The sequence below is a fragment of the Herbidospora mongoliensis genome (assembly GCF_001570545.1).
Lineage (GTDB): Bacteria > Actinomycetota > Actinomycetes > Streptosporangiales > Streptosporangiaceae > Herbidospora > Herbidospora mongoliensis.
Genome location: NZ_BBXD01000025.1, coordinates 19636 through 38422, shown reverse-complemented (window position 1 = coordinate 38422; position 18787 = coordinate 19636). Strand labels below are relative to the sequence as shown.

The 18787-nt window shown below is 69.1% G+C and carries 18 protein-coding genes; 8 read left to right on the top strand and 10 right to left on the bottom strand.

Features of this window, described 5'->3' with window-relative positions:
• Window positions 1-7 precede the first annotated feature (7 nt).
• The 5 genes from AW272_RS35575 to AW272_RS35555 all read right to left on the bottom strand — a co-directional run bounded on the left by AW272_RS35575 (window position 8) and on the right by AW272_RS35555 (window position 4110).
• Complete coding sequence (locus tag AW272_RS35575) at window positions 8-919, bottom strand: 5-oxoprolinase subunit C family protein (RefSeq protein WP_369408809.1); 912 nt, start codon at window positions 917-919, stop codon at window positions 8-10.
• The gene (locus AW272_RS35570; RefSeq protein ID WP_066374415.1) at window positions 916-1503 is read right to left on the bottom strand and encodes a 5-oxoprolinase subunit B family protein; all 588 of its coding nucleotides are present in this window, start codon (window positions 1501-1503) and stop codon (window positions 916-918) included. The genes AW272_RS35575 and AW272_RS35570 overlap by 4 nt, the downstream gene beginning before the upstream one ends.
• Window positions 1500-2240 carry a LamB/YcsF family protein gene (locus tag AW272_RS35565; RefSeq protein WP_066374414.1) on the bottom strand — a complete coding sequence of 247 codons (741 nt, stop codon included), beginning with the start codon at window positions 2238-2240 and terminating at the stop codon, window positions 1500-1502. The genes AW272_RS35570 and AW272_RS35565 overlap by 4 nt, the downstream gene beginning before the upstream one ends.
• 10 nt (window positions 2241-2250) lie before the next feature.
• Window positions 2251-3753: a hypothetical protein gene (locus AW272_RS35560; protein ID WP_066374413.1), complete on the bottom strand. Its 1503-nt coding sequence runs from the start codon at window positions 3751-3753 to the stop codon at window positions 2251-2253.
• A gap of 126 nt (window positions 3754-3879) precedes the next feature.
• Entirely contained in the window at window positions 3880-4110 is a 231-nt protein-coding gene (locus AW272_RS35555) for a hypothetical protein (RefSeq protein ID WP_066374411.1), read from the bottom strand.
• Window positions 4111-4280: 170 nt separating this feature from the next.
• On the opposite strand from AW272_RS35555, the gene AW272_RS35550 reads away from it, so the two are divergent.
• The 4 genes from AW272_RS35550 to AW272_RS35535 all read left to right on the top strand — a co-directional run bounded on the left by AW272_RS35550 (window position 4281) and on the right by AW272_RS35535 (window position 10089).
• Window positions 4281-4847: an HhH-GPD-type base excision DNA repair protein gene (locus AW272_RS35550; protein WP_066374410.1), complete on the top strand. Its 567-nt coding sequence runs from the start codon at window positions 4281-4283 to the stop codon at window positions 4845-4847.
• Window positions 4848-5024: 177 nt separating this feature from the next.
• Window positions 5025-7118 carry a SpoIIE family protein phosphatase gene (locus AW272_RS35545; RefSeq protein ID WP_066374407.1) on the top strand — a complete coding sequence of 698 codons (2094 nt, stop codon included), beginning with the start codon at window positions 5025-5027 and terminating at the stop codon, window positions 7116-7118.
• Between the two features lie 218 nt (window positions 7119-7336).
• Window positions 7337-8986, top strand: coding sequence for an RNA polymerase sigma factor (locus tag AW272_RS35540; protein WP_083959050.1), 1650 nt, complete (start codon window positions 7337-7339; stop codon window positions 8984-8986).
• Window positions 8987-9318: 332 nt separating this feature from the next.
• The gene (locus tag AW272_RS35535; protein WP_245657892.1) at window positions 9319-10089 is read left to right on the top strand and encodes a hypothetical protein; all 771 of its coding nucleotides are present in this window, start codon (window positions 9319-9321) and stop codon (window positions 10087-10089) included.
• Here the strand turns inward: AW272_RS35535 and AW272_RS35530 are convergent.
• Both AW272_RS35530 and AW272_RS45400 read right to left on the bottom strand, forming a co-directional pair.
• On the bottom strand, window positions 10079-10810 hold the full coding sequence (locus tag AW272_RS35530) for a YaaA family protein (RefSeq protein ID WP_066374403.1): 732 nt from the start codon (window positions 10808-10810) through the stop codon (window positions 10079-10081). The two genes, AW272_RS35535 and AW272_RS35530, sit on opposite strands and share 11 nt — an antisense overlap.
• Before the next feature lie 175 nt (window positions 10811-10985).
• Window positions 10986-11216, bottom strand: coding sequence for a DUF7455 domain-containing protein (locus AW272_RS45400; RefSeq protein ID WP_083959033.1), 231 nt, complete (start codon window positions 11214-11216; stop codon window positions 10986-10988).
• A gap of 248 nt (window positions 11217-11464) precedes the next feature.
• On the opposite strand from AW272_RS45400, the gene AW272_RS35525 reads away from it, so the two are divergent.
• The gene (locus AW272_RS35525; RefSeq protein ID WP_245657891.1) at window positions 11465-13531 is read left to right on the top strand and encodes a DNA gyrase/topoisomerase IV subunit B; all 2067 of its coding nucleotides are present in this window, start codon (window positions 11465-11467) and stop codon (window positions 13529-13531) included.
• Between the two features lie 123 nt (window positions 13532-13654).
• On the opposite strand, the gene AW272_RS35520 is transcribed toward AW272_RS35525, so the two are convergent.
• Both AW272_RS35520 and AW272_RS35515 read right to left on the bottom strand, forming a co-directional pair.
• On the bottom strand, window positions 13655-14404 hold the full coding sequence (locus tag AW272_RS35520) for a GNAT family N-acetyltransferase (RefSeq protein ID WP_066374400.1): 750 nt from the start codon (window positions 14402-14404) through the stop codon (window positions 13655-13657).
• Window positions 14401-14919: a beta-class carbonic anhydrase gene (locus AW272_RS35515; protein ID WP_066374399.1), complete on the bottom strand. Its 519-nt coding sequence runs from the start codon at window positions 14917-14919 to the stop codon at window positions 14401-14403. Before AW272_RS35515 ends, AW272_RS35520 begins: the two co-directional genes overlap by 4 nt.
• 137 nt (window positions 14920-15056) lie before the next feature.
• On the opposite strand from AW272_RS35515, the gene AW272_RS35510 reads away from it, so the two are divergent.
• The 3 genes from AW272_RS35510 to AW272_RS35500 all read left to right on the top strand — a co-directional run bounded on the left by AW272_RS35510 (window position 15057) and on the right by AW272_RS35500 (window position 16275).
• The gene (locus AW272_RS35510; protein ID WP_066374397.1) at window positions 15057-15344 is read left to right on the top strand and encodes a hypothetical protein; all 288 of its coding nucleotides are present in this window, start codon (window positions 15057-15059) and stop codon (window positions 15342-15344) included.
• Window positions 15345-15553: 209 nt separating this feature from the next.
• A complete protein-coding gene (locus AW272_RS35505) occupies window positions 15554-15916 on the top strand; it encodes a VOC family protein (protein WP_066374394.1) in 363 nt (120 codons plus the stop codon).
• Window positions 15917-15948: 32 nt separating this feature from the next.
• Window positions 15949-16275, top strand: coding sequence for an ArsR/SmtB family transcription factor (locus tag AW272_RS35500; RefSeq protein ID WP_066374392.1), 327 nt, complete (start codon window positions 15949-15951; stop codon window positions 16273-16275).
• Window positions 16276-16326: 51 nt separating this feature from the next.
• Here AW272_RS35500 and AW272_RS35495 read toward each other — a convergent pair whose 3' ends face one another.
• Window positions 16327-18768, bottom strand: coding sequence for a DNA gyrase/topoisomerase IV subunit A (locus AW272_RS35495; RefSeq protein ID WP_066374611.1), 2442 nt, complete (start codon window positions 18766-18768; stop codon window positions 16327-16329).
• Window positions 18769-18787 lie beyond the last annotated feature (19 nt).

Sequence of the window (18787 nt, the reverse complement as noted above, 5' to 3'; positions counted from 1 at the left end):
CGCTGACCTACGACGATCGGGCGGGTCTGAACCGGAGCTGATCCCCGGGCCGGAGCTGGGCCACTTTCGGCAGGTCGGCCACCGTGACGACGCCGATGACCGGGTAGCCGCCGGTCGGCGGGTGGTCGGCGAGGAAGACGATCGGCTGGCCGTCCGGCGGGACCTGGATCGCGCCGCTGACCATGCCCTCACTGGGCAGTTCTCCGGTCCGCGCCCGCCTGAGCGCCGTCCCGGTCAGCCGCGCCCCGACCCGGTTGCTGTCCTGACTCACTCTGTACGCCCCCGCGCACATCGTGGCGAAACCGTCGTCGGTGAACCAGTCGTCCCGGGGTCCCCGCACCACCTCGACGGTCGGCCCGGCCGAGATGGGGCGCTGCGGCGCGAGGTCGGCGTGCAGCCCGGACATCGGCTCGCCCAGCGCCAGGACCGTTCCCGCCGTCAGCGGCGCGGGCCCCAGGCCCGAGAGCGAGTCGGTCGACATGCTGCCCAGCACCGGCGGCACCCAGACGCCACCCCGGATTGCCACATACGTCCGCAACCCCTCGTAGGGAACCCCGAACGACAGGACGGTCCCCGACGGCGCCCAGAAGGGCGCCCACATGCCGCCTGCCGACGTGCGGACCGGCGCTCCGGCCAGCGCCACCCACGCGCCGCGGGTGAACCCGAGCGCCGCCCCGCCGAAGGTCAACTCGATCGCGGCGGCGTCCTCCGCGTTCCCGACCAGCCGGTTCGCCAGCCGCAGGCTCGGCACGTCGGCCGCCCCCGACCGGGGGACGCCCAGGTGCGCGAAGCCCCGGCGACCGAGGTCCTGGACCGTCGCGTAAGGGCCGGGAGCGATGATCTCCACCGCCGCGACGCGACCGGCACCGCCGGAGATCTCCGGATCCGGATCCCGGCCGGACGATCTGTGAGCGTTCACCTGGCGACCATCCTGACCCGCGTCCCTGGCTTGAGCAGGGCGGGGGAGTCGCCGGTCACGTCCCACACCGCGAGGGAGGTGTGGCCGATCAGGCGCCACCCGCCGGGCGAGGCCGCCGGGTAGACCGCCGAATAGGCTCCCGCGATCGCCACCGCGCCTGCGGGCACGGCGGTCCTGGGCCGGTCCAGCCGGGACACATGGAGCAGAGGATCAAGGCCGACCAGATAGGCGAATCCAGGAGCGAAGCCCAGCCATCCCGCCACGAACTCCGATCCCGTGTGCCGGGCGATCACCTCGTCGACCGAGATCCCCGCCAGCGCGGCGACCTCGGGAAGGTCCTCGCCGTCGTACACGACAGGGATGTCGACCGTCTCCCCGTCGAGGTCGTGCATGGGGGAGTGGTCGAGTTGCTCGATCAAGGGGATGAGCTGATCGACCCGGCCGCCCACGACCAGCACCGTCTCCGGTCCCGGGACGATCTCCTCCACGTCGGTCAGCAGCCGCAGCCGGGCGTCGAGCCGGTGGGAGGCGGCCAGTGACCCCGTGTCGACCAGCAGAGCGCGTTCGCCCACCCGCCGGATCACGCGAACGCCTCTACTGTCACACCCGCGCCGACGAGCGCATCGCGGACGGCGCGCGCAAGACGTACAGAACCGGGTGTGTCGCCGTGCACGCAGATGGACCGGGCCTCGACCCGCACCTCGGAACCGTCGATCGCCACCACGACGCCGTCGCGCGCCATCCGGACCGCGCGCGCGGCCACCTCGTCGGGATCATGGAGCACCGAGCCGGGCTCCCGCCGGGACACCAGCGTGCCCTCGGGCGTGTAGGCCCGGTCGGCGAAGCACTCCGCGACGGTGGGAACTCCCCTTCCGTGCACGACCGACCCGGGCAGCGTCAGCACGGGCAGCGTGCCGTAGTCGGCCACCGCTCCCACGACGGCGGCGGCCTGGACGGGATCCCAGATCACCCGGTTGTAGAGCGCTCCATGTGGTTTGACGTAAGTGACCCGGCCCCCGCACGCCCGCGCGATCCCGTCGACCGCCGCCAGCTGGTAGAGGATCTCGGCCCGGAGTTCCTCGGCCGGTACGTCCATCTCACGCCGCCCGAACCCCGCCAGGTCGCGGTAGGACACCTGGGCCCCGATGGCCACCCCCCGGGCGACCGCGGCCTCGCAGACCCGCCGGATCGTCAGCGGGTCGCCGGCGTGGAAGCCGCAGGCGACGTTGGCGCTGGTCACGATCTCCAGAAGGGCGTCGTCGTCGCCCAGTTTCCAGGCCCCGAACCCCTCGCCGAGGTCGGCGTTCAGGTCGATCCTCATGATCCTCAGCCTAGACGGGAGGCTCGTCGGGGATGTCGGCGATGTCGTCGAGGGCGGCGGCGAGCTCGTCGGGGTGGTCGCCGATGCGCTCGGCGATCTCGATCAGCACGTGCAGGACGTCGTGGCGATCATGACCGAGGTCGATCAGTCGCTGCGCCGCCTCCCACATCTGGGGCGGGTCGCCGTCCCAGAGGCGCTTGGCGATCTCCTCGTGCCAGGCAAGGTGTTCGGCGAAGTCGGGCCGCGACAGCTCGGCGGCGTGGTCCATCTCCAGCAGGATCCGCCGGTCGGCCTCGTCGGCCGGGTTCAGCCGGTCGAGCTCGATGTCGCCGTAGGTGCCCTGGAGGACCGGGAACGCGAACGCCCGCCGGGCCAGCGCGGACAGATCGCCGTCGGGCAGCAGCCGTTCGACTAACTCGCGGTCGAGCCCGAACGACGTCGGGTCGCGGTAGGCCACGCCGAACCGGCCGGTCGCCTCCCAGACCGCGTCGAGCGTGGCGCGGATCGCCTGGTCGGGCAGGCCGATGCGCTGCCCGGCGAAGCGGACCCAGGCGGCCAGCACGTGGGGCATGGCCTCCTGCTGCGCAGGGGTCAGCATGATCTTCCGGGGCAGCCAGTCGAGCAGGAACGTCTCGCACTTGGCCGGGCTGACCCGATGCGGACGGCCGAAATCGCGGTCGCAGCCGTAGTCGATGATGTGGTCGGCGCAGCGCGAGGCCGAGGAGGGGTCGGACAGGTTCTCCGCCGCGTCGCTGGACAGGAACTCGGCCGCGAGCATGGCCCGCCGCTCCCTCGTGTAGGGAGCCTCGCTGTGCGCGGGGGCCGGCCGCTTGCGTCCGGGCGGCAGCGCCTTGATCCGGGAGCGGGCGAAGGCGTGGTAGGCGGAGTAGCTGTCGCTGACGACCTTGGGCGCCTTGCGGTCGTAGGCCTCTTCGCGGGCCGCCTTCATGGCGAACTCCAGCAGCGCCCGCGCCTGCTGCGGCTCGATCTCCTCGAACCGCAGCATCGGGTTGCCGGCGGCCTCCAGGCCGGCCTGTTCGAGCAGCTTGTCGACCTGCGTGGAGACCCAGGCGTCGCGGGCCATGCCGCGCATGTTGTAGTCGACGACCAGCACCAGCGCGTGGATGTCGTCACCGTTGTAGGCGAACGTGCTGACCACGGTGTCCTGATCGCCGTAGATGTCGCGGGAGACGTAGCAGCCCTGCGGTTTGACCGCGCCGACCCGGTCGGCCCAGCCGGGCCTGGCGACGTCGGACTCCATCAGGGCCAGCGCCGCCCCCTCGGCCTTGGCTGCCTGGCGGGCGGTGCCGAGGTAGGCGACCGAGATGAGCAGCGTGAGCGCGGCGGGCGTGCCCGCCTTGGCGGCGTAGTCGACGAGGCCCTCACCGAGGATCTGCTCGACGTCGCCGCCGCGCAGCCGCTTCCCCCACCAGGCGCCCAGCATGTCGGAAACCATGAGCTCGGCGTCGAGCGGGCTACGGACCGCGAGCAGCTCGCGGGCCGCGAGAAGCATCTCCGCGAAGACGTCGTCCGGCGGATTTTCCCGGGGATCTCGTCTCCGTCTTCGACTCACTGTTCCACCTTCTCGCATTACGACGCCAAAAGGCACCGTAACGCGACCCGGTGACTACCCCGTTATTTATCTTCTGCCGGGCGGGGAGGAGTTGACCAGGGCGAGAAGGTGCTCCCGGGCGATGAGTTCGACGCTCACGGGAGTGACGTCGACCCCGAGGTGTTCGGCGCAGGCCCAGACGTCGTCGACGCAACGTTCGACGGTGACGATGGGAACGGTGAGGAATTCCTCGTTGAGCCGGGTGGTGACGGCCTCGCGTGTACGAGCTTCTGTGGAGCTTGTGGCGAGAGTAGGCATGGAGGTAGGCATCCTCGCTGAGTGTGGGAATTGCGGCGCTCGGTGGGGCACCGGTTGTCGGGCGAAAGTGCCGTCTCTCATTCCATAACTTTCCGCGCTGGTGTCAACCCTCCGCGTGGTTTTGTTACATGAGCCAAACACACCAGGGTGACGCGTGCGAAGCTGGAAACATGTACATCCGGCTAACGCAGCGTCCCGAGGCCGATGATCTTCTCGGGCGCAGCGGCCTGGCGCTACTCGTGGGCATGCTGCTCGATCAGCAGGTCCCCATGGAGTGGGCCTTCCAGGGGCCGTACACGATCTCCGAGCGGCTGGGCCACGATCTCGACGCCCACCAGATCGCCGCGATGGACCCGGAGGCCTTCGCCGCGATACTTTCGGCCAAACCGGCCGTGCACCGTTATCCGGGCTCCATGGCCGGCCGGATCAGGCAACTGGCGGCCCATCTGGTGGACCACTACGATGGCGACGCCGAGCGGGTCTGGGCCGACGCGGGCAGCGGAGCCGAGTTGCTGCGTCGCCTCACGGACCTTCCCGGGTTCGGCAAACAGAAGGCGCAGATCTTCCTGGCGCTGCTGGGCAAACAGCTCGGCGTGCAGCCGCAGGGCTGGCGTGAGGCCGCGGGGGCTTACGGCGAGGAGGGGGCGTTCCGGTCGGTCGCCGATGTGGTCGACGCCGGCAGCCTCGCCAAAGTGCGCGCGACCAAGCAGGAAGCGAAGAGGGCCGCCAAAAAGTAAGTCTTATCTTGCTGCGCGAGGTGGCGCTTTTTTGACAGGATGCGTTGACCGCATGCCGGGCGGGGCTTCCGTCCGCGCGTGCCCATCGCCGATGATGTAGGGCAGAACCGCGCTACTCAATACAGTTATGGAGATGTGCCTCGTGGGAGACCCTGGCACGCGACGGAGGTGCCGACCATGAGCGCCGAAACCTCCGTGCCCCGTCCCCGGGAGTCGGGTTTGGACATCTCAGACTCTGCCCTGTTCAAGGGCCTCATGGCGGAGGCGCCTTACGCCTTCGCATTCTTTGACATCTCTGGCCGTTTTGTCCGTGTCAACTCGACCTTTACCGAGCTGACCGGGATGGCTGTCGACCGGCATATCGACCGCGCTCCCGCCGACATCCTGTCGGCCGACCTGGCCAACGTGATCGACTCCGCCCTGCGCAGGATCGGCGACGACCGTCTCCCCGTCACCGACCAGCGGCTGCGCACCCGCGCCGAGAACGGCGACACCCGCCACTGGGCCATTTCGTTCTTCCCGCTCCACGACGACGAGGGCGCCACGATCGGCACCTCCCTGTTCGGCGTCGACGTCACCGAGCGCCAGACCACCGAAGACGACCTGCGCCGCAGCGAGGAGCGCTACCGCTCGCTCGTGCAGTCCCAGCAGCAGCTCGTCTGGATCACCTCGCCCAGCGGCGCCGTCATGGAAGACGCGCCGGAGTGGCGCGCCATCACCGGCCAAGGGCTCGAGGAATACCTCGCCCACGGCTGGCTCGACGCAGTCCACCCCGACGACCGCCCGGCCGCCGAGGAGGCCTGGCGCGAGGCCCTGCGCGGCCGGACCATGTTCGAGTGGAGCTACCGCGTCCGCACCCGCGCCAGCGGCTACCGCGACTTCGAGGTCCGGGCCGTCCCGATCATCCGCCACGGCCGCGTGATCGAGTGGGTGGGCGCCAACTCCGACGTCACCGCCCAGCGTGAGGCCGAGGAGATGCGCGGCCGCCTGACCGACCAGCTCGGCGCCGCCGCCCTGCGCACCGCCCGCCTCCAGGGCGCCACGGCGATACTGGCCGAGGCGCTCACGGTCGAGCAGGTCGTCCAGGTCATCATCGACGTGGGCCGCACCGCCCTGGCCGCCGACCACTCCGCCGTCGCGCTGCTCGACCCCGACCGCGGCACCCTCAAGGTGATCAACTCCGGCGCCATCCCCGACGCCGGCGGCGCACCCGGCGAAGACATCTCACTGTCGCGCTCCAGCGTCATGACCATGGCCGTGAACAGCCGCCGGCCGGTCTTCGCCGAGTCGCCCGACAGCCTCCGCGCCCAGCTCGCCGACGCGGGCGGCGAGACCGACCAGATCAACGGCTTCCTCGCCCACACCCAGGAGCGGGCCTGGGTGGGCCTCCCGCTGCTCGCCGCAGGGCGTGCGCTGGGAGCGCTCCGGTTCTCCTTCACCCGCCCCCAGAAGATCTCCCAGGAAGACGGGGTGTTCCTGGAGGCCCTGGCCGGTCAGTGCGCCCTGGCCGTCGAGCGGGCCACCCTGTTCGAGCGCGAGCACCGCACGGCCGAAACGCTCCAGCGCAGCCTGCTCCCCGAGCGGCTGCCGGTCGTGCGCGGCCTCGTGCTGGCCCAGCGCTTCCGCTCGGGCTCGCGCCACGTCCAGGTCGGCGGCGACTGGTACGACGCCTTCGTGCTCCAGGACGGCCGTGTGGCCGCCGTGGTGGGCGACGTCATGGGCAAGGGCGTCAAGGCCGCCGCCGGAATGGGCCGCATCCGCAACGCGATGCGCGCCCTGGCGCTGACCAATCCGCCACCCGCGGCCGTGCTGACCGGGCTCGACCGCGTTTTCGAGGCGACCGAGGAAGAAGAGCAGGTCACGACGCTGGCCTACATGGTCGTCGAACCCACCACGGGCGAGGGCACCCTCGCGCTGGCCGGTCACCCGCCGCCCCTGCTGGTCTCCCCGCAGGGCGTCGGAATCCTCCACGAGACCGAGCCCGGCACCCCGCTCGGCTGGGCGACCAGCCGCAAGCAGTTCCGTTTCTCGGTGCCGCCGGGCCACACGGCGGTGCTCTACTCCGACGGCCTCGTCGAAAACCGCAAGCGGGGCTTGGACGCGGGCCTGCGGGAGCTGTCCGCCGTCGTCGCGGAAGCACCTGAGGAGATCTTGACAAGTCCCCATATGTTGCTTGATTTCCTGGTGGACCGGATGTTGTCCGGGTATGAACAGGATGACGACGTCACGGTGCTTGCGGTCCATGTTCCCGCTGCCACGAAGAGTGACTGAATGAATCAGTCATAACGGTTGCTTTCGGGTATCGGTGACTGGCTTCCGTACGCACCAGTCCTTCGGTCGGCCTAGGGTGGAGGGCAACCGGCCGGAGGCGGCCGTACGGGGTTTGGCGGCGTGTCAGAATGGCATGTCGCCCGCCGTGCGACCTCGCCATCGGAGAAGAAGCAACCACCTGGGTCCATTCTCGCCATGCGTTCGTTCGAGAGGTGTTCGTGTCGCCTGCAAGTTCGACTCGCTCGAAGCCGTCGGAGCTGAACGAGCCAGTGATTCAGCAGCTCCTCGAGCGTGGGCGCTCGCAGGGTTTCCTCGAAGCGGAGGATGTCCGCCGGGCTGTCGAGGAAGCGGATATTCCGGTGCCGCAAGTCGCCGGAATCCTGCGCAGCCTCAGCAAAGAGGGCATCATCGTCCGGCTCACCGCCGAAGACTCCGCGGGGCCCAAGAAGGCGAAGCCCCCCGCGAAGAGCCGTGCCAAGGCCGCGCCCGTCAAGAAGACGTCCACCAAGGCCGCCGCCGCCAAGGAGTCGCAGCCCGAGACCGTCACCGCCGTGGTGACCGATCCGGCGCCCGCTCCGGCCGCGAAGAAGCCGGCCGCCAAGAAGGCCGCCACCACCGCGAAGCCCACCGCGCCCGCGAAGAAGACCGCCCCCGGCGCCAAGGCCGGTGAGGCGTCGGCCAACGGTCCCGTCGCCGGCAAGGCCGAGCCGAAGGCCAAGGGCGAGTCGGCCGACGACGATGACATCGAAGACGTCGAGATCGAAGACTTCGACATCGAGGACATCGAAGAAGTCGAGGTCGAAGTCGAGGTCGAGGCTGAGGGTGAGGCCGACTCCGAAGAGGAGACGACCGACGAGCCCAAGGTCGCCGAGGTCGTCGCCAAGGTCGAAGAAGAAGTCCTGATCCTCACCGACGACGACGATGACGCCCCCGTGGCGCAGGTCGCCGCCGCCGGTGCCACCGCCGACCCGGTGAAGGACTACCTGAAGCAGATCGGCAAGGTCCCGCTGCTCAACGCCGAGCAGGAGGTCGAGCTCGCCAAGCGCATCGAGGCCGGCCTGTTCGCCGAGGAGCAGCTCGGCACCGACGGCGACCAGCTTCCGGTAGACGTCCGCGCCGAGCTCGAGTGGATCGCCGAAGACGGCCGCCGGGCCAAGAACCACCTGCTGGAGGCCAACCTCCGCCTGGTGGTCTCGCTGGCCAAGCGCTATACCGGCCGCGGCATGCTGTTCCTGGACCTGATCCAGGAGGGCAACCTCGGTCTGATCCGCGCGGTCGAGAAGTTCGACTACACCAAGGGCTACAAGTTCTCCACCTACGCCACGTGGTGGATCCGGCAGGCGATCACCAGGGCCATGGCCGACCAGGCGCGGACGATCCGCATCCCGGTCCACATGGTCGAAGTGATCAACAAGCTGGCCCGCGTGCAGCGGCAGATGCTCCAGGATCTGGGCCGCGAGCCCACTCCGGAGGAACTGGCCCGCGAGCTCGACATGACCCCCGAGAAGGTCATCGAGGTCCAGAAGTACGGCCGCGAGCCGATCTCCCTGCACACCCCCCTCGGCGAGGAGGGTGACAGCGAGTTCGGTGACCTGATCGAAGACTCCGAGGCCATCGTCCCGGCCGACGCCGTCAGCTTCACGCTGCTCCAGGAGCAGCTGCACAGCGTCCTGGACACTCTGTCCGAGCGCGAAGCAGGCGTCGTCTCGATGCGGTTCGGCCTCACCGACGGCCAGCCGAAGACCCTCGACGAGATCGGCAAGGTCTACGGCGTGACGCGTGAGCGCATCCGCCAGATCGAGTCGAAGACGATGTCGAAACTGCGGCACCCGTCGCGTTCGCAGGTACTGCGCGACTATCTCGACTAAGGGATATCCATAAATCGGGCTCGGTGCGCATTTTTGCGCGCCGGGTCCGATTTAGGTTCCGGTTTTACGCGGGTGTAACACGAAAGTAGCGCCTCGCCAACTCGCCACTTCTATGCTGCCTCCCCATGGGAGTAATCGAAGTGGATCGAGCACGTGCTCGGGGGCCACGAGTGATCCCGGACCGCCCTTGGGCGGACATCATGCTGGACGAGGCGGTTCTGGCTGTTCAACGCCGTAATTTCGAGGCGGCAGCCCCCCTTCTCGCTGCCACCAGGGGCGATCCGGAAGTACGCGCATTACGGATCGAAGCCCTTTCTCGCGCCGCCATGGGGATGAGCCGCGGCATCGAGAGCCTCATCGCCCGAGACCAGGCCAACCCTGATTTATGGCTGTGGCTCGGCCGGACCAGAATCGAGGAAGCCTGGGACATAAAGCCGGAAGTCAAGGCCAGAGCCGTCCAGGCCCAACGGCTGGAGGCCTACCACGCGGCCATGGAAAGCGCCCGTCAGCCCCTCGTCACCGCAGCCGGCCTGATGCCCGCCGACCCCGTCCCGTGGGAGTCGATGCTCTGGCTCGCACTCGGCCTCGAACGCCCCAGAGCCGACAAGGATTCGGTCTGGTACGAATGCTCCCGCCGCTGGCCGACGCTCTATTCGGCCAATGTGGCCCGCTTGATCACTCTTTCCCCCGGCTGGGGCGGCACCGCGACCGAAATGCTGGAATTCGCCCGCACGGTCCTCGCCAACGCTCCTGAGGGAAGCCCGCTTCCTGCCTTGATCCCCCTGGCGCACTTCGAGAACGTCGCCTCGGAACGCACTCCCATGTCGCGCGGTGGCTGGTTCAGCTTCGACGCGCAGCGGGAGATCGTCGCCGCGGCGGGCCAGTGGTCCCAGCGCCGGATCGGCCCCGCTCATCCACGGTCCATAGAGGCCCACAACGCCTTCGGCGCCGCCTTCTACCTGTCTGATCTCCGACGTCCGGCGAGGGGACATCTGACGCGGACGGGCGGCAGGTTCAGCAGACTGCCGTGGTCCCATCTCGGCGGGGAGCCGGAGAACCAGTTCCACCGGGCCTGCAACAAGCTGAACGTCATCACGAACTGAGCACCACGTCGAGCCTGCCAGGGTGGAGCTCGACGGCATGGCCGAGCCTGGTCAGCAGGTGGGCGAGCTCGCCGGGGTTCTTCGCCGGGGCGGGGCTCTCCACCAGCGACCGGGCGATCAGCCCACGGGTGTGTTTGGCCATGTGGCTGACGACGGTGCGATCTTTGGTGAGGACCCTCACCGCGACCGTCTCCCTCTTGGGCTTCCAGGCCGCCGCGTAGGTGGCCGACCTCAGATCGACCACGAGCCCGTCCGACTGATCGAGAAGCGGGGCGAGGGCCGGTTTCCAGAAGGCGGCCAGGCCGCCGACGGGCGGGAGCCGGACCCCCATCGACAGCCGATAGGGCGGAATCCGGTCACCGAGCCTCAGCGCGCCCCAGAGCCCGGAGAAGACGACGACCCGGCGGGTGGCGCGGCTCCTGGCTTTTGCGTCGAGCGTGGCCAGGCTCAGGGCGTCGTAGAGGACACCGGTGTACAGGTCGGAGACCTTGACGGTGCGGGCGGCGCGAAGCCCCTGATTGCGGCTGATCTCCCCGGCGAGGCCCGGAGGCAGGCCGAGGACCTGGTGGGCCTGCTCGGGGGTGTGGCAGAGCTCGATGAGCGCGTCGAGGACCTTCTCGCGGGAGGAGGTCAGCTCGGGGAAGCTCAGCGAGTCGAGATCGACGGGACGACCCCGGCCGGAGGCCGCCTTGCCCTCCGAGGGCGGCAGGAGGATCAGCACGGGCCCAGCCTAGGGGTGAACGCGCAGGCCAGTGGCATCCGGGATCCGTCGTCGCGGAGGGACGCGGGGCGACCGGTTGGCGCCTGATGCGGCCGTTCAGGGGGCGGAAGGAAATGGCGACGGCGTGATCAGGCAATGCCCGATCACGCCGCCGTCATCGATGTCAGGGGCCGGATCACCGCTCGTCGGGAGCCGCGGATCCAGCTGGTGTACTGAGTCGTGCTGATTCGTCCTGGATCTCAGCGCCCTTGTCGCGCAATGCGGCCACGTGCTGTCGGCCATGGTGTGCGCAGAACAGGAGTTCAGCGCCTACCGGAAGAATCGCGCGAATATAGGCCTGAGCGCCGCATCGGTCGCAGCGGTCTAGGGCGGTCAGCGGCTTGGTGGGGGCGAGAGCTCCAGTCACGTATCGCCTTTCGGGTCACCCCGTTGACCGGGGATGTTGGCGTCACAGTCACTTGGGACAACATCTAACCGGATGAGGGCGTTCCCAATCACCTCCTGACTACGCCGAGAGCGGAATGTTCCGAAAGGTGACGTGGATCACACCGCAGGTAACGAGAAGCCCTGGACAGCTGGCAAGCTGGTAGTCCTAAAACCACGCCAAGCGCTAAGCTGCGTACGCGTGTTCGACTGTTCAACGTGGGAGCTGGAGTGACGGTAGCGGAGACGGGTTATACAGCTCGTCATCTGTCGGTTCTGGAAGGTCTCGAAGCCGTCCGCAAGCGCCCGGGGATGTACATCGGCTCGACCGACAGCCGTGGCCTCATGCACTGCCTGTGGGAGATCGTCGACAACGCGGTTGATGAGGCGCTGGCCGGCTACTGCTCGCTGATCGAGGTCGAGCTCCATCCAGACGGGTCCATCGAGGTGCGCGACGACGGGCGGGGCATCCCGGTCGACGTCGAGCCCAAGAGCGGGCTCGCGGGTGTCGAGCTGGTCTACACGAAGCTCCACGCCGGCGGGAAGTTCGGCGGGGGGTCCTACGGGGCCTCCGGCGGTCTCCACGGTGTGGGCGCCTCGGTGGTCAACGCGCTTTCGTCCCGGCTCGACGTCGAGGTCGACCGCGACGGGCGGATCCACGAGATCAGCTTCCGGCGCGGGGTGCCCGGCGCCTTCGACGGCGACGGCCCCTCGGCCAAGTTCAAGAAGAAGTCCGGCCTGCGCGACGGCGGTCCCCTCGGGGTCCGGGTCACGGGCACGCGGGTGCGCTTCTGGGCCGACCTGCAGATCTTCCTGCCGGAGGCGGAGGTCTCGCTCGACGAGATCCACGTCCGGCTGCGGCAGACCGCCTTCCTGGTGCCGGGCCTGACGCTGTCGGTGCGCGACAGCCGTCTCGAGGAGCCCACCGAAGACGTCTTCCGGTTCGACGGCGGGATCAGCGAGTTCACCGAGTTCCTGGCGCGCGACGAGGGCGTCTGCGAGGTACTGCGCATGCAGGGGCTCGGCAACTTCAACGAGACCGTGCCGGTGCTCGACGACCAGGGCCACATGACGCCGACCAAGGTCGAGCGCGAGATGGTCGTCGACGTGGCGGTGCGCTGGGGCAAGGGCTACGACTCCACCGTCCGGTCGTTCGTCAACGTGATCGCCACGCCCAAGGGCGGCACCCACGTGCTCGGGTTCGAACGGGCGCTGGTCCGCACGATCAACGAATTACTGCGTGAGACGCGGCTGCTCAAGAACGGCGACGACGGCGTGACCAAAGAGGACATCCTCGAAGGTCTGACCAGCGTGGTGACCGTCCGGGTGGCCGAGCCGCAGTTCGAGGGGCAGACCAAGGAGGTCCTCGGCACCTCCGCGGCGACCCGCATCGTGTCGACGGTCGTCTCGCGCGAGCTCCGTGAGATCTTCACCAACCCGCCGCGAGGCGCGAAGCAGCAGCTCAGGGCCGTTCTCGAGAAGATCGTCGCGGCGGCCAAGGCGCGCATCGCGGCCCGGGAACACCGCGACAACCAGCGCCGCAAGACCGCGCTGGAGAGCTCGGCGCTGCCGGCCAAGCTGGTCGACTGCCGCAGCGACGGCGTCGACCGCAGCGAGCTGTTCATCGTCGAGGGAGACTCGGCGCTGGGCACCGCCAAGCTGGCCCGCGACTCCGAGTTCCAGGCGCTGCTGCCCATCCGAGGCAAGATCCTCAACGTGCAGAAGGCGTCCGTGAGCGACATGCTCAAGAACACCGAGTGCGCGGCGATCATCCAGGTCGTGGGTGCGGGGTCCGGCCGGACCTTCGACATCGAGGCGGCCCGCTACGGCAAGATCATTCTCATGGCCGACGCCGACGTCGACGGCGCGCACATCCGGTGCCTGCTGCTGACGCTGTTCCACCGCTACATGCGGCCCATGGTGGAGGCCGGGCGCGTTTTCGCCGCCGTGCCGCCGCTGCACCGGGTCGAGCTGACCAACCCCGGGCGCGGGCAGGAGAAGTACATCTACTGCTACTCCGACGCCGAGCTGCACAAGGTCCTCGGCGGGCTGCGCAAGCGGAACAAGAAGTGGAAGGAACCCCCCCAGCGCTACAAGGGCCTGGGTGAGATGGACGCCGACCAGCTGGCCGAGACGACCATGGACCCGCGCCACCGCGTGCTGCGGCGCATCCGGATCGAAGACGTCGAAGAGGGCGAGCGCATCTTCGACCTGCTGATGGGCAGCGACGTGGCCCCTCGGCGCGAGTTCATCGTGAGCTCGGCCTCGGAGATCGATCGCGACCACATCGACGCCTGACGGGCGGCGGTCTACTCCGCCTCCTGGAAGTCGCGCCTCATCCGCTGATCAGGATCGTGCGCATGAGGCTTGTCGGCCCGCCCCTGGGATGTGGGGGGTGCGGGCCAGGCGACGCCTCGGGCGTCAGAGGAACTTGCGGAAGTGGTTGGTCCGGCCGATGGTGGTGAAGCCCAGGCGGCCGTAGAAGTCCTTGGGCCAGTCGTCCTGGTCGGCCTCCATGAACACGGTCAGGCCGCCGGCGCGGTGGATCGCCTCTCTCACCAGGGCGCGGGCGTGGCCTCGGCGCTGGTGGTCGGGGTGGGTCACCAGGTCTTCGATCTGGGCCAGGCCCGTGGCCGGTTGGACGTAGAGGTCGCCGTGGCAGACGATCGTCCCTCCGTCGCGGACCGCCAGGAAGGTGACGTCGTAGCCGTCCTGGAGGAGGACGCCTCGGCGCTCGGTGAGCTGGTCGAGGTCCTCAGGGGCGATCTGGGGGTATTCGGCGGCCCAGGAGGCTCTCACGACCTCGTGGAGGTCTTCCAGGGTCACGGGGACCACCTGGGGTTCCCGGGGCGGTGTGTCGCCCTGGTGGAGCATCAGGACGTTGGTCTCGTGGCTGTAGCCCGCTTCGGCCAGTGCCCCGGCCACCGCTGCCGCCGTCGGCTCGTGGTGGATCTCCACCAGCCGGTGGCCGGCCTCGCCGAGGGCTTGGTCGGCCAGGGCCAGGATGTCTCGTGCGTCGGCCGGGCCGGTGATCACCACCTTGTTGTGGTGGTGTGACGCGGCGTAGCGGAAATTGCGCACGGTGAAGCCGAACGGGTGCTCCTGGACATCGTCGGCCTGGGAGCGGATGTAGTCCTCCTTGAAGCGGAGGACCTGGTTGAGCACGATCATGCGGCGGCGTTTCTCCGGAGTTCTTCGATCGGGGTGAGCTTCCCGGTCCGCACATCGTAGATCGCGCCGCCGACGGCCACCACGCCGTCGAGGAACGGGCTGGTCCGGATGCGGATGAGGTCGTGCCGCAGGGCCGCGTTCTGGTCGGGGACGGTGTGGAAATCGAGGCTGCGGGTGTCGACGCCCTGTGTCCTGGCCAGGTCGTGGATGTCGTCGTCGGTGACCTTCGTCATGCCGCAGTCGGTGTGCGGCATCACGAGCACCCGGTTGACACCCAGGACGAACACGGCGACGACGAGGGTGCGCAGCACGTCGTCGGTCACGCGGGCGCCCGCGTTCCGGAGGATCTTGGCGTCGCCGGGCTGGAGGCCCAGCAGGCCGAGGGGGTCGATGCGTGAGTCCATACACGTGACGACGGCCAGGCCCCGGGCGGCCGTACCGGTCAGGCCGGAACCCGTGAACGTGGCGGAATACGTCTCATTGGCGACCAGGAGGTCGTCGAAGGCACCGTTCATGTACGGAATGTTCCCGCAAACCGCTTTCGTGACCTTTCCCGGGGTCTACCAATGCGGTGAAGGACCTCTGAACTTCTGTCACCCTAGGTAATTATCCGTGACGTAAAGTCGCCGACCGTTTGAGGAGATCCGAGAACATGAGCACCACCGCGCCCCTCTCCGACCATCTTCGCGCCCACGCCCGCCGTCGCCTCGACCGCGTGGAGCCGTCGGATGAGGGCCGCAACGCCCGTCTGGCCCTCGCTCTGATCGATGCGGCCTGTTACGTGGACACGCTCCCGGAGGACGACCCGGTGATCGTCGCGCTGTGTGAGACGGGGATGTTGAAGCCCGACGGGTTCGAGCCGGGCGACCGTGAGGCCCAGTTGCTGGCGGAGTGGTCCGGCGGCGACCCCGCACACCTCCTGGCCGCGCTGGCGCGATAGGGCGGACCGCCGGTGTCAGCCGAGGCGGCTGGAGGACTGGCGTGGGCAGCCTCGGGGGTTGGGTGGCGCCCTTGAGGTCGGGCTGTGACGGCGCGGGGGCGGTGAGCATCGGGATGTCCGGGGCAGGGCGGGGATATTGCCTGGCATAACCGGCGACACCGGTATACGTTCTTCACCGGTTACTTCATACGGGAAAGCGAGAGACGTCCATGGCCATCGCCACCCTCCACTCGTTCGTGTACGACTGCCCCGACCCCAAGGCCCTCGCCGGCTTCTACAAGGAACTCCTCGGCTGGGAGATCGTGAAAGACGACACCGACTGGGTCACGGTCGGTGACGGCGGCCCGGTGCAGCTCGCGTTCCAGTACGCCGCCGACTACGTCCCGCCGGTGTGGCCGCAGCCCGACCACCCCCAGCAGGCCCACCTCGACGTCGTCGTCGAGGACCTGGTGGAGGCCGGGAAACAGGTCGTCGCGCTGGGCGCGGTCAAGCACCACCACCAGCCGGGCGACGAGAAGGGCTTCGTCGTCTATCTCGACCCGGCGGGTCACCCGTTCTGCCTCTGCGATTGACGCCTTATATTCCTTCAGGGGAATATAGGCAGGTGGACGTGTTCGTAGTACTCGCCGAGCCGGCCAGGCGCCGCATCCTCGACCGGTTGCGCCGGTCGGAGAGCAGTGTCGGAGAGCTCGTGCGGGAGCTGTCGATGGGCCAGCCCGCCGTCTCGAAGCATCTCAAGGTGCTCCGGGAGGCCGGGCTGGTCTCGTCCCGTACGGCGGCGCAGCAGCGCATCTACCGCATCGAGCCCCGTCCGCTGGCGGCCCTCGACGAATGGCTGGCGCCCTACCGCCGCCTCTGGGACGACCGCCTCGACGCCCTCGACCACGGCAGGCAGGACCTCGCCGACGCCTGCACGGCGAAGCTCTCCTGAGACCGGAAAACCCCGGCGCCCGCAGAGAGGGCGCCGGGGTTTCTTCGGAGGTCAGAGCGCGCCGCCGATGGCCGAGACCGTGTGGGTCAGGCGCACCCCCGAGCCGTCGCGGCGGCCGATCTCGTCGGGGAGCGGCACCGGCTTGCCGACCGACGACACCGCCTTCGCGGGGCTGGGGCCGGCCCAGGCCAGCAGGAGCACGTCTTCGCCCTTGAGGAAGCGCTGGGCGCGGACGCCGCCGGTGGCGCGGCCCTTCGCGGGGAACTCGGCGAAGTCGGAGATCTTGCCGCCGCCGATCTGGGTGCCGGGCAGGGCGGTCGACGAGCCGGCGATGGTCACCACGCACGACTCGCGGGCCGGGTCGAGCGCGCCGAACCAGATGACCTTGGCGCCGGGCTCGATGCGGATGCCGGCCATGCCGCCGGCCGGGCGGCCCTGCGGGCGGACGCTGGTCGCGGGGTAGCGCAGCAGCTGGGCGTCGGAGGTGATGAACACCAGGTCGTGGTCTTCCGAGGTGAGCTCGACGGCGCCGATCACGACGTCGCCGTCCTTCAGGCCGATGACCTCGAACTCGTCGCGATTGGCCGGATAGTCGGGCACGACCCGCTTCACCACGCCCTGTTCGGTGCCGAGCGCCAGGCCGGGGCCGTCGGGGTCGAGGGAGCCGATGCCCACGACGGTCTCGTCGGCTGCCAGCGAGACGTATTCGGCCACCGGGTGGCCGCCCGCCAGCGAGGGCGGGTTCTTGGACCCGGGCAGGATCGGCAGGTCGACGACCGACACCCGGATCAGGCGGCCGAGCGAGGTCACCACCCCGATCTCACCGCGGACCGTCGAGCGGACCGCCGATATGAGCACGTCGTGGACGGTGCGCTCGCCCGCGCCGGGCAGCGGCGAGGCGTCGGCGGTGCGGGCCAGCAGGCCGGTGGAGGAGAGCAGGACCAGGCACGGGTCGTCGGCGACCTCGAGCGGGACGGCCGCCGTCGCGGCCACGCCGCCCTCCAGCAGGACCGTGCGCCGGGGGGTGCCGTAGGTCTTGGCGACCTGGGCCAGCTCGTCGGAGACGACCTTGCGGAGCTTCAGGTCGGAGGCGAGGATCTCGCTGAGTTCCGCGATCTCGCGGGTCAGGGTCTCCTTCTCCTTGTCGAGCTCCAGGTTGTCGTAGCGGGTCAGGCGGCGCAGGGGGGTGTCGAGGATGTAGTTGGCCTGGATCTCGCTCAGCGAGAAGGTGTCCATCAGGCCCGTGCGGGCCGCCGCCGAGTCTTCGGAGGTCCGGATGACCTGGATGACCTGGTCGATGTTCAGCAGGGCGACGATCAGGCCCTCGACCAGGTGGAGCCGTTCCTCGCGCTTGCGCCGCCGGTAGAGCGACCGGCGGCGGACGACGTCGATGCGGTGGTCGACGTAGACGGTGAGGAGTTCGCGCAGGCCGAGGGTGCGGGGCTGGCCGTCGACCAGGGCCACGTTGTTGATACCGAAGGTCTCCTCCATCGGGGTCAGCCGATAGAGCTCCTCGAGCACCGCCTCGGGGTTGAAGCCGTTCTTGATCTCGATGACCAGCTGCAGGCCCTTGTGCCGGTCGGTGAGGTCTTTCAGGTCGGCGATGCCGGTCAGCTTCTTGGCGTTCACCAGTTCCTTGATCTTGGTGACCACCCGCTCGGGACCGACGTTGTAGGGCAGCGCGGTGATGACCAGGCCCTTGCGGCGGGGCGTGACGTTCTCGATCGCGGCGGTGGCCCGCATCTTGAAGGTGCCGCGGCCGGTGCGGTAGGCGTCGTGGATGCCGCCCAGGCCGTTGATGTAGCCGCCGGTCGGCAGGTCGGGGCCCGGGATGAAGTTCATCAGGTCGGTGAGCGTCGCGTCGGGGTGCTTCAGCAGGTGCCGCGCGGCGGCCACGACCTCGACCAGGTTGTGGGGGGCCATGTTGGTCGCCATGCCGACCGCGATGCCGGTCGAGCCGTTGACCAGCAGGTTGGGGAACGCCGACCCCAGGACCGAGGGCTCGGTCTCCTGGCCGTCGTAGTTGGGCTTGAAGTCGACCGTGTCCTCGTCGATCGACTGCACCATCAGCATCGCCGCCTCGGACAGGCGGGCCTCGGTGTACCGCATGGCGGCCGGCAGGTCGTCGGGCGAGCCGAAGTTGCCGTGGCCGTCGACCAGGGGCAGCCGCATCGAGAACGGCTGGGCCTGGCGGACCAGCGCGTCGTAGATCGCGCCGTCGCCATGGGGGTGGAGCTTGCCCATGACTTCGCCCACGACGCGGGAGCACTTCACGTGTCCCCGGTCGGGGCGCAGCCCCATGTCGTTCATCGAGTAGAGGATGCGGCGCTGTACGGGCTTCAGCCCGTCACGGGCGTCGGGGAGGGCGCGCTGGTAGATGACGCTGTAGGCGTATTCCAGAAAACTGGTGCGCATCTCCGCGGACACGTCGATGTCGACGATCCGCTCCTCGAAGTCCTCGTCGGGCGGGGGGCTGGTCGTTCGTCGGGCCATGTCGAACATTTTGCCGGTC

Coding starts and splice junctions, on each gene's coding strand:
- AW272_RS35565 (WP_066374414.1), bottom strand. CDS start 2,240: ATGAGGATCGACCTGAACGCCGACCTCGGCGAGGGGTTCGGGGCCTGG.
- AW272_RS35560 (WP_066374413.1), bottom strand. CDS start 3,753: ATGCTTCTCGCGGCCCGCGAGCTGCTCGCGGTCCGTAGCCCGCTCGAC.
- AW272_RS35555 (WP_066374411.1), bottom strand. CDS start 4,110: ATGCCTACTCTCGCCACAAGCTCCACAGAAGCTCGTACACGCGAGGCC.
- AW272_RS35550 (WP_066374410.1), top strand. CDS start 4,281: ATGTACATCCGGCTAACGCAGCGTCCCGAGGCCGATGATCTTCTCGGG.
- AW272_RS35545 (WP_066374407.1), top strand. CDS start 5,025: ATGAGCGCCGAAACCTCCGTGCCCCGTCCCCGGGAGTCGGGTTTGGAC.
- AW272_RS35535 (WP_245657892.1), top strand. CDS start 9,319: ATGAGCCGCGGCATCGAGAGCCTCATCGCCCGAGACCAGGCCAACCCT.
- AW272_RS35520 (WP_066374400.1), bottom strand. CDS start 14,404: ATGATCGTGCTCAACCAGGTCCTCCGCTTCAAGGAGGACTACATCCGC.
- AW272_RS35515 (WP_066374399.1), bottom strand. CDS start 14,919: ATGAACGGTGCCTTCGACGACCTCCTGGTCGCCAATGAGACGTATTCC.
- AW272_RS35510 (WP_066374397.1), top strand. CDS start 15,057: ATGAGCACCACCGCGCCCCTCTCCGACCATCTTCGCGCCCACGCCCGC.
- AW272_RS35505 (WP_066374394.1), top strand. CDS start 15,554: ATGGCCATCGCCACCCTCCACTCGTTCGTGTACGACTGCCCCGACCCC.
- AW272_RS35495 (WP_066374611.1), bottom strand. CDS start 18,768: ATGGCCCGACGAACGACCAGCCCCCCGCCCGACGAGGACTTCGAGGAG.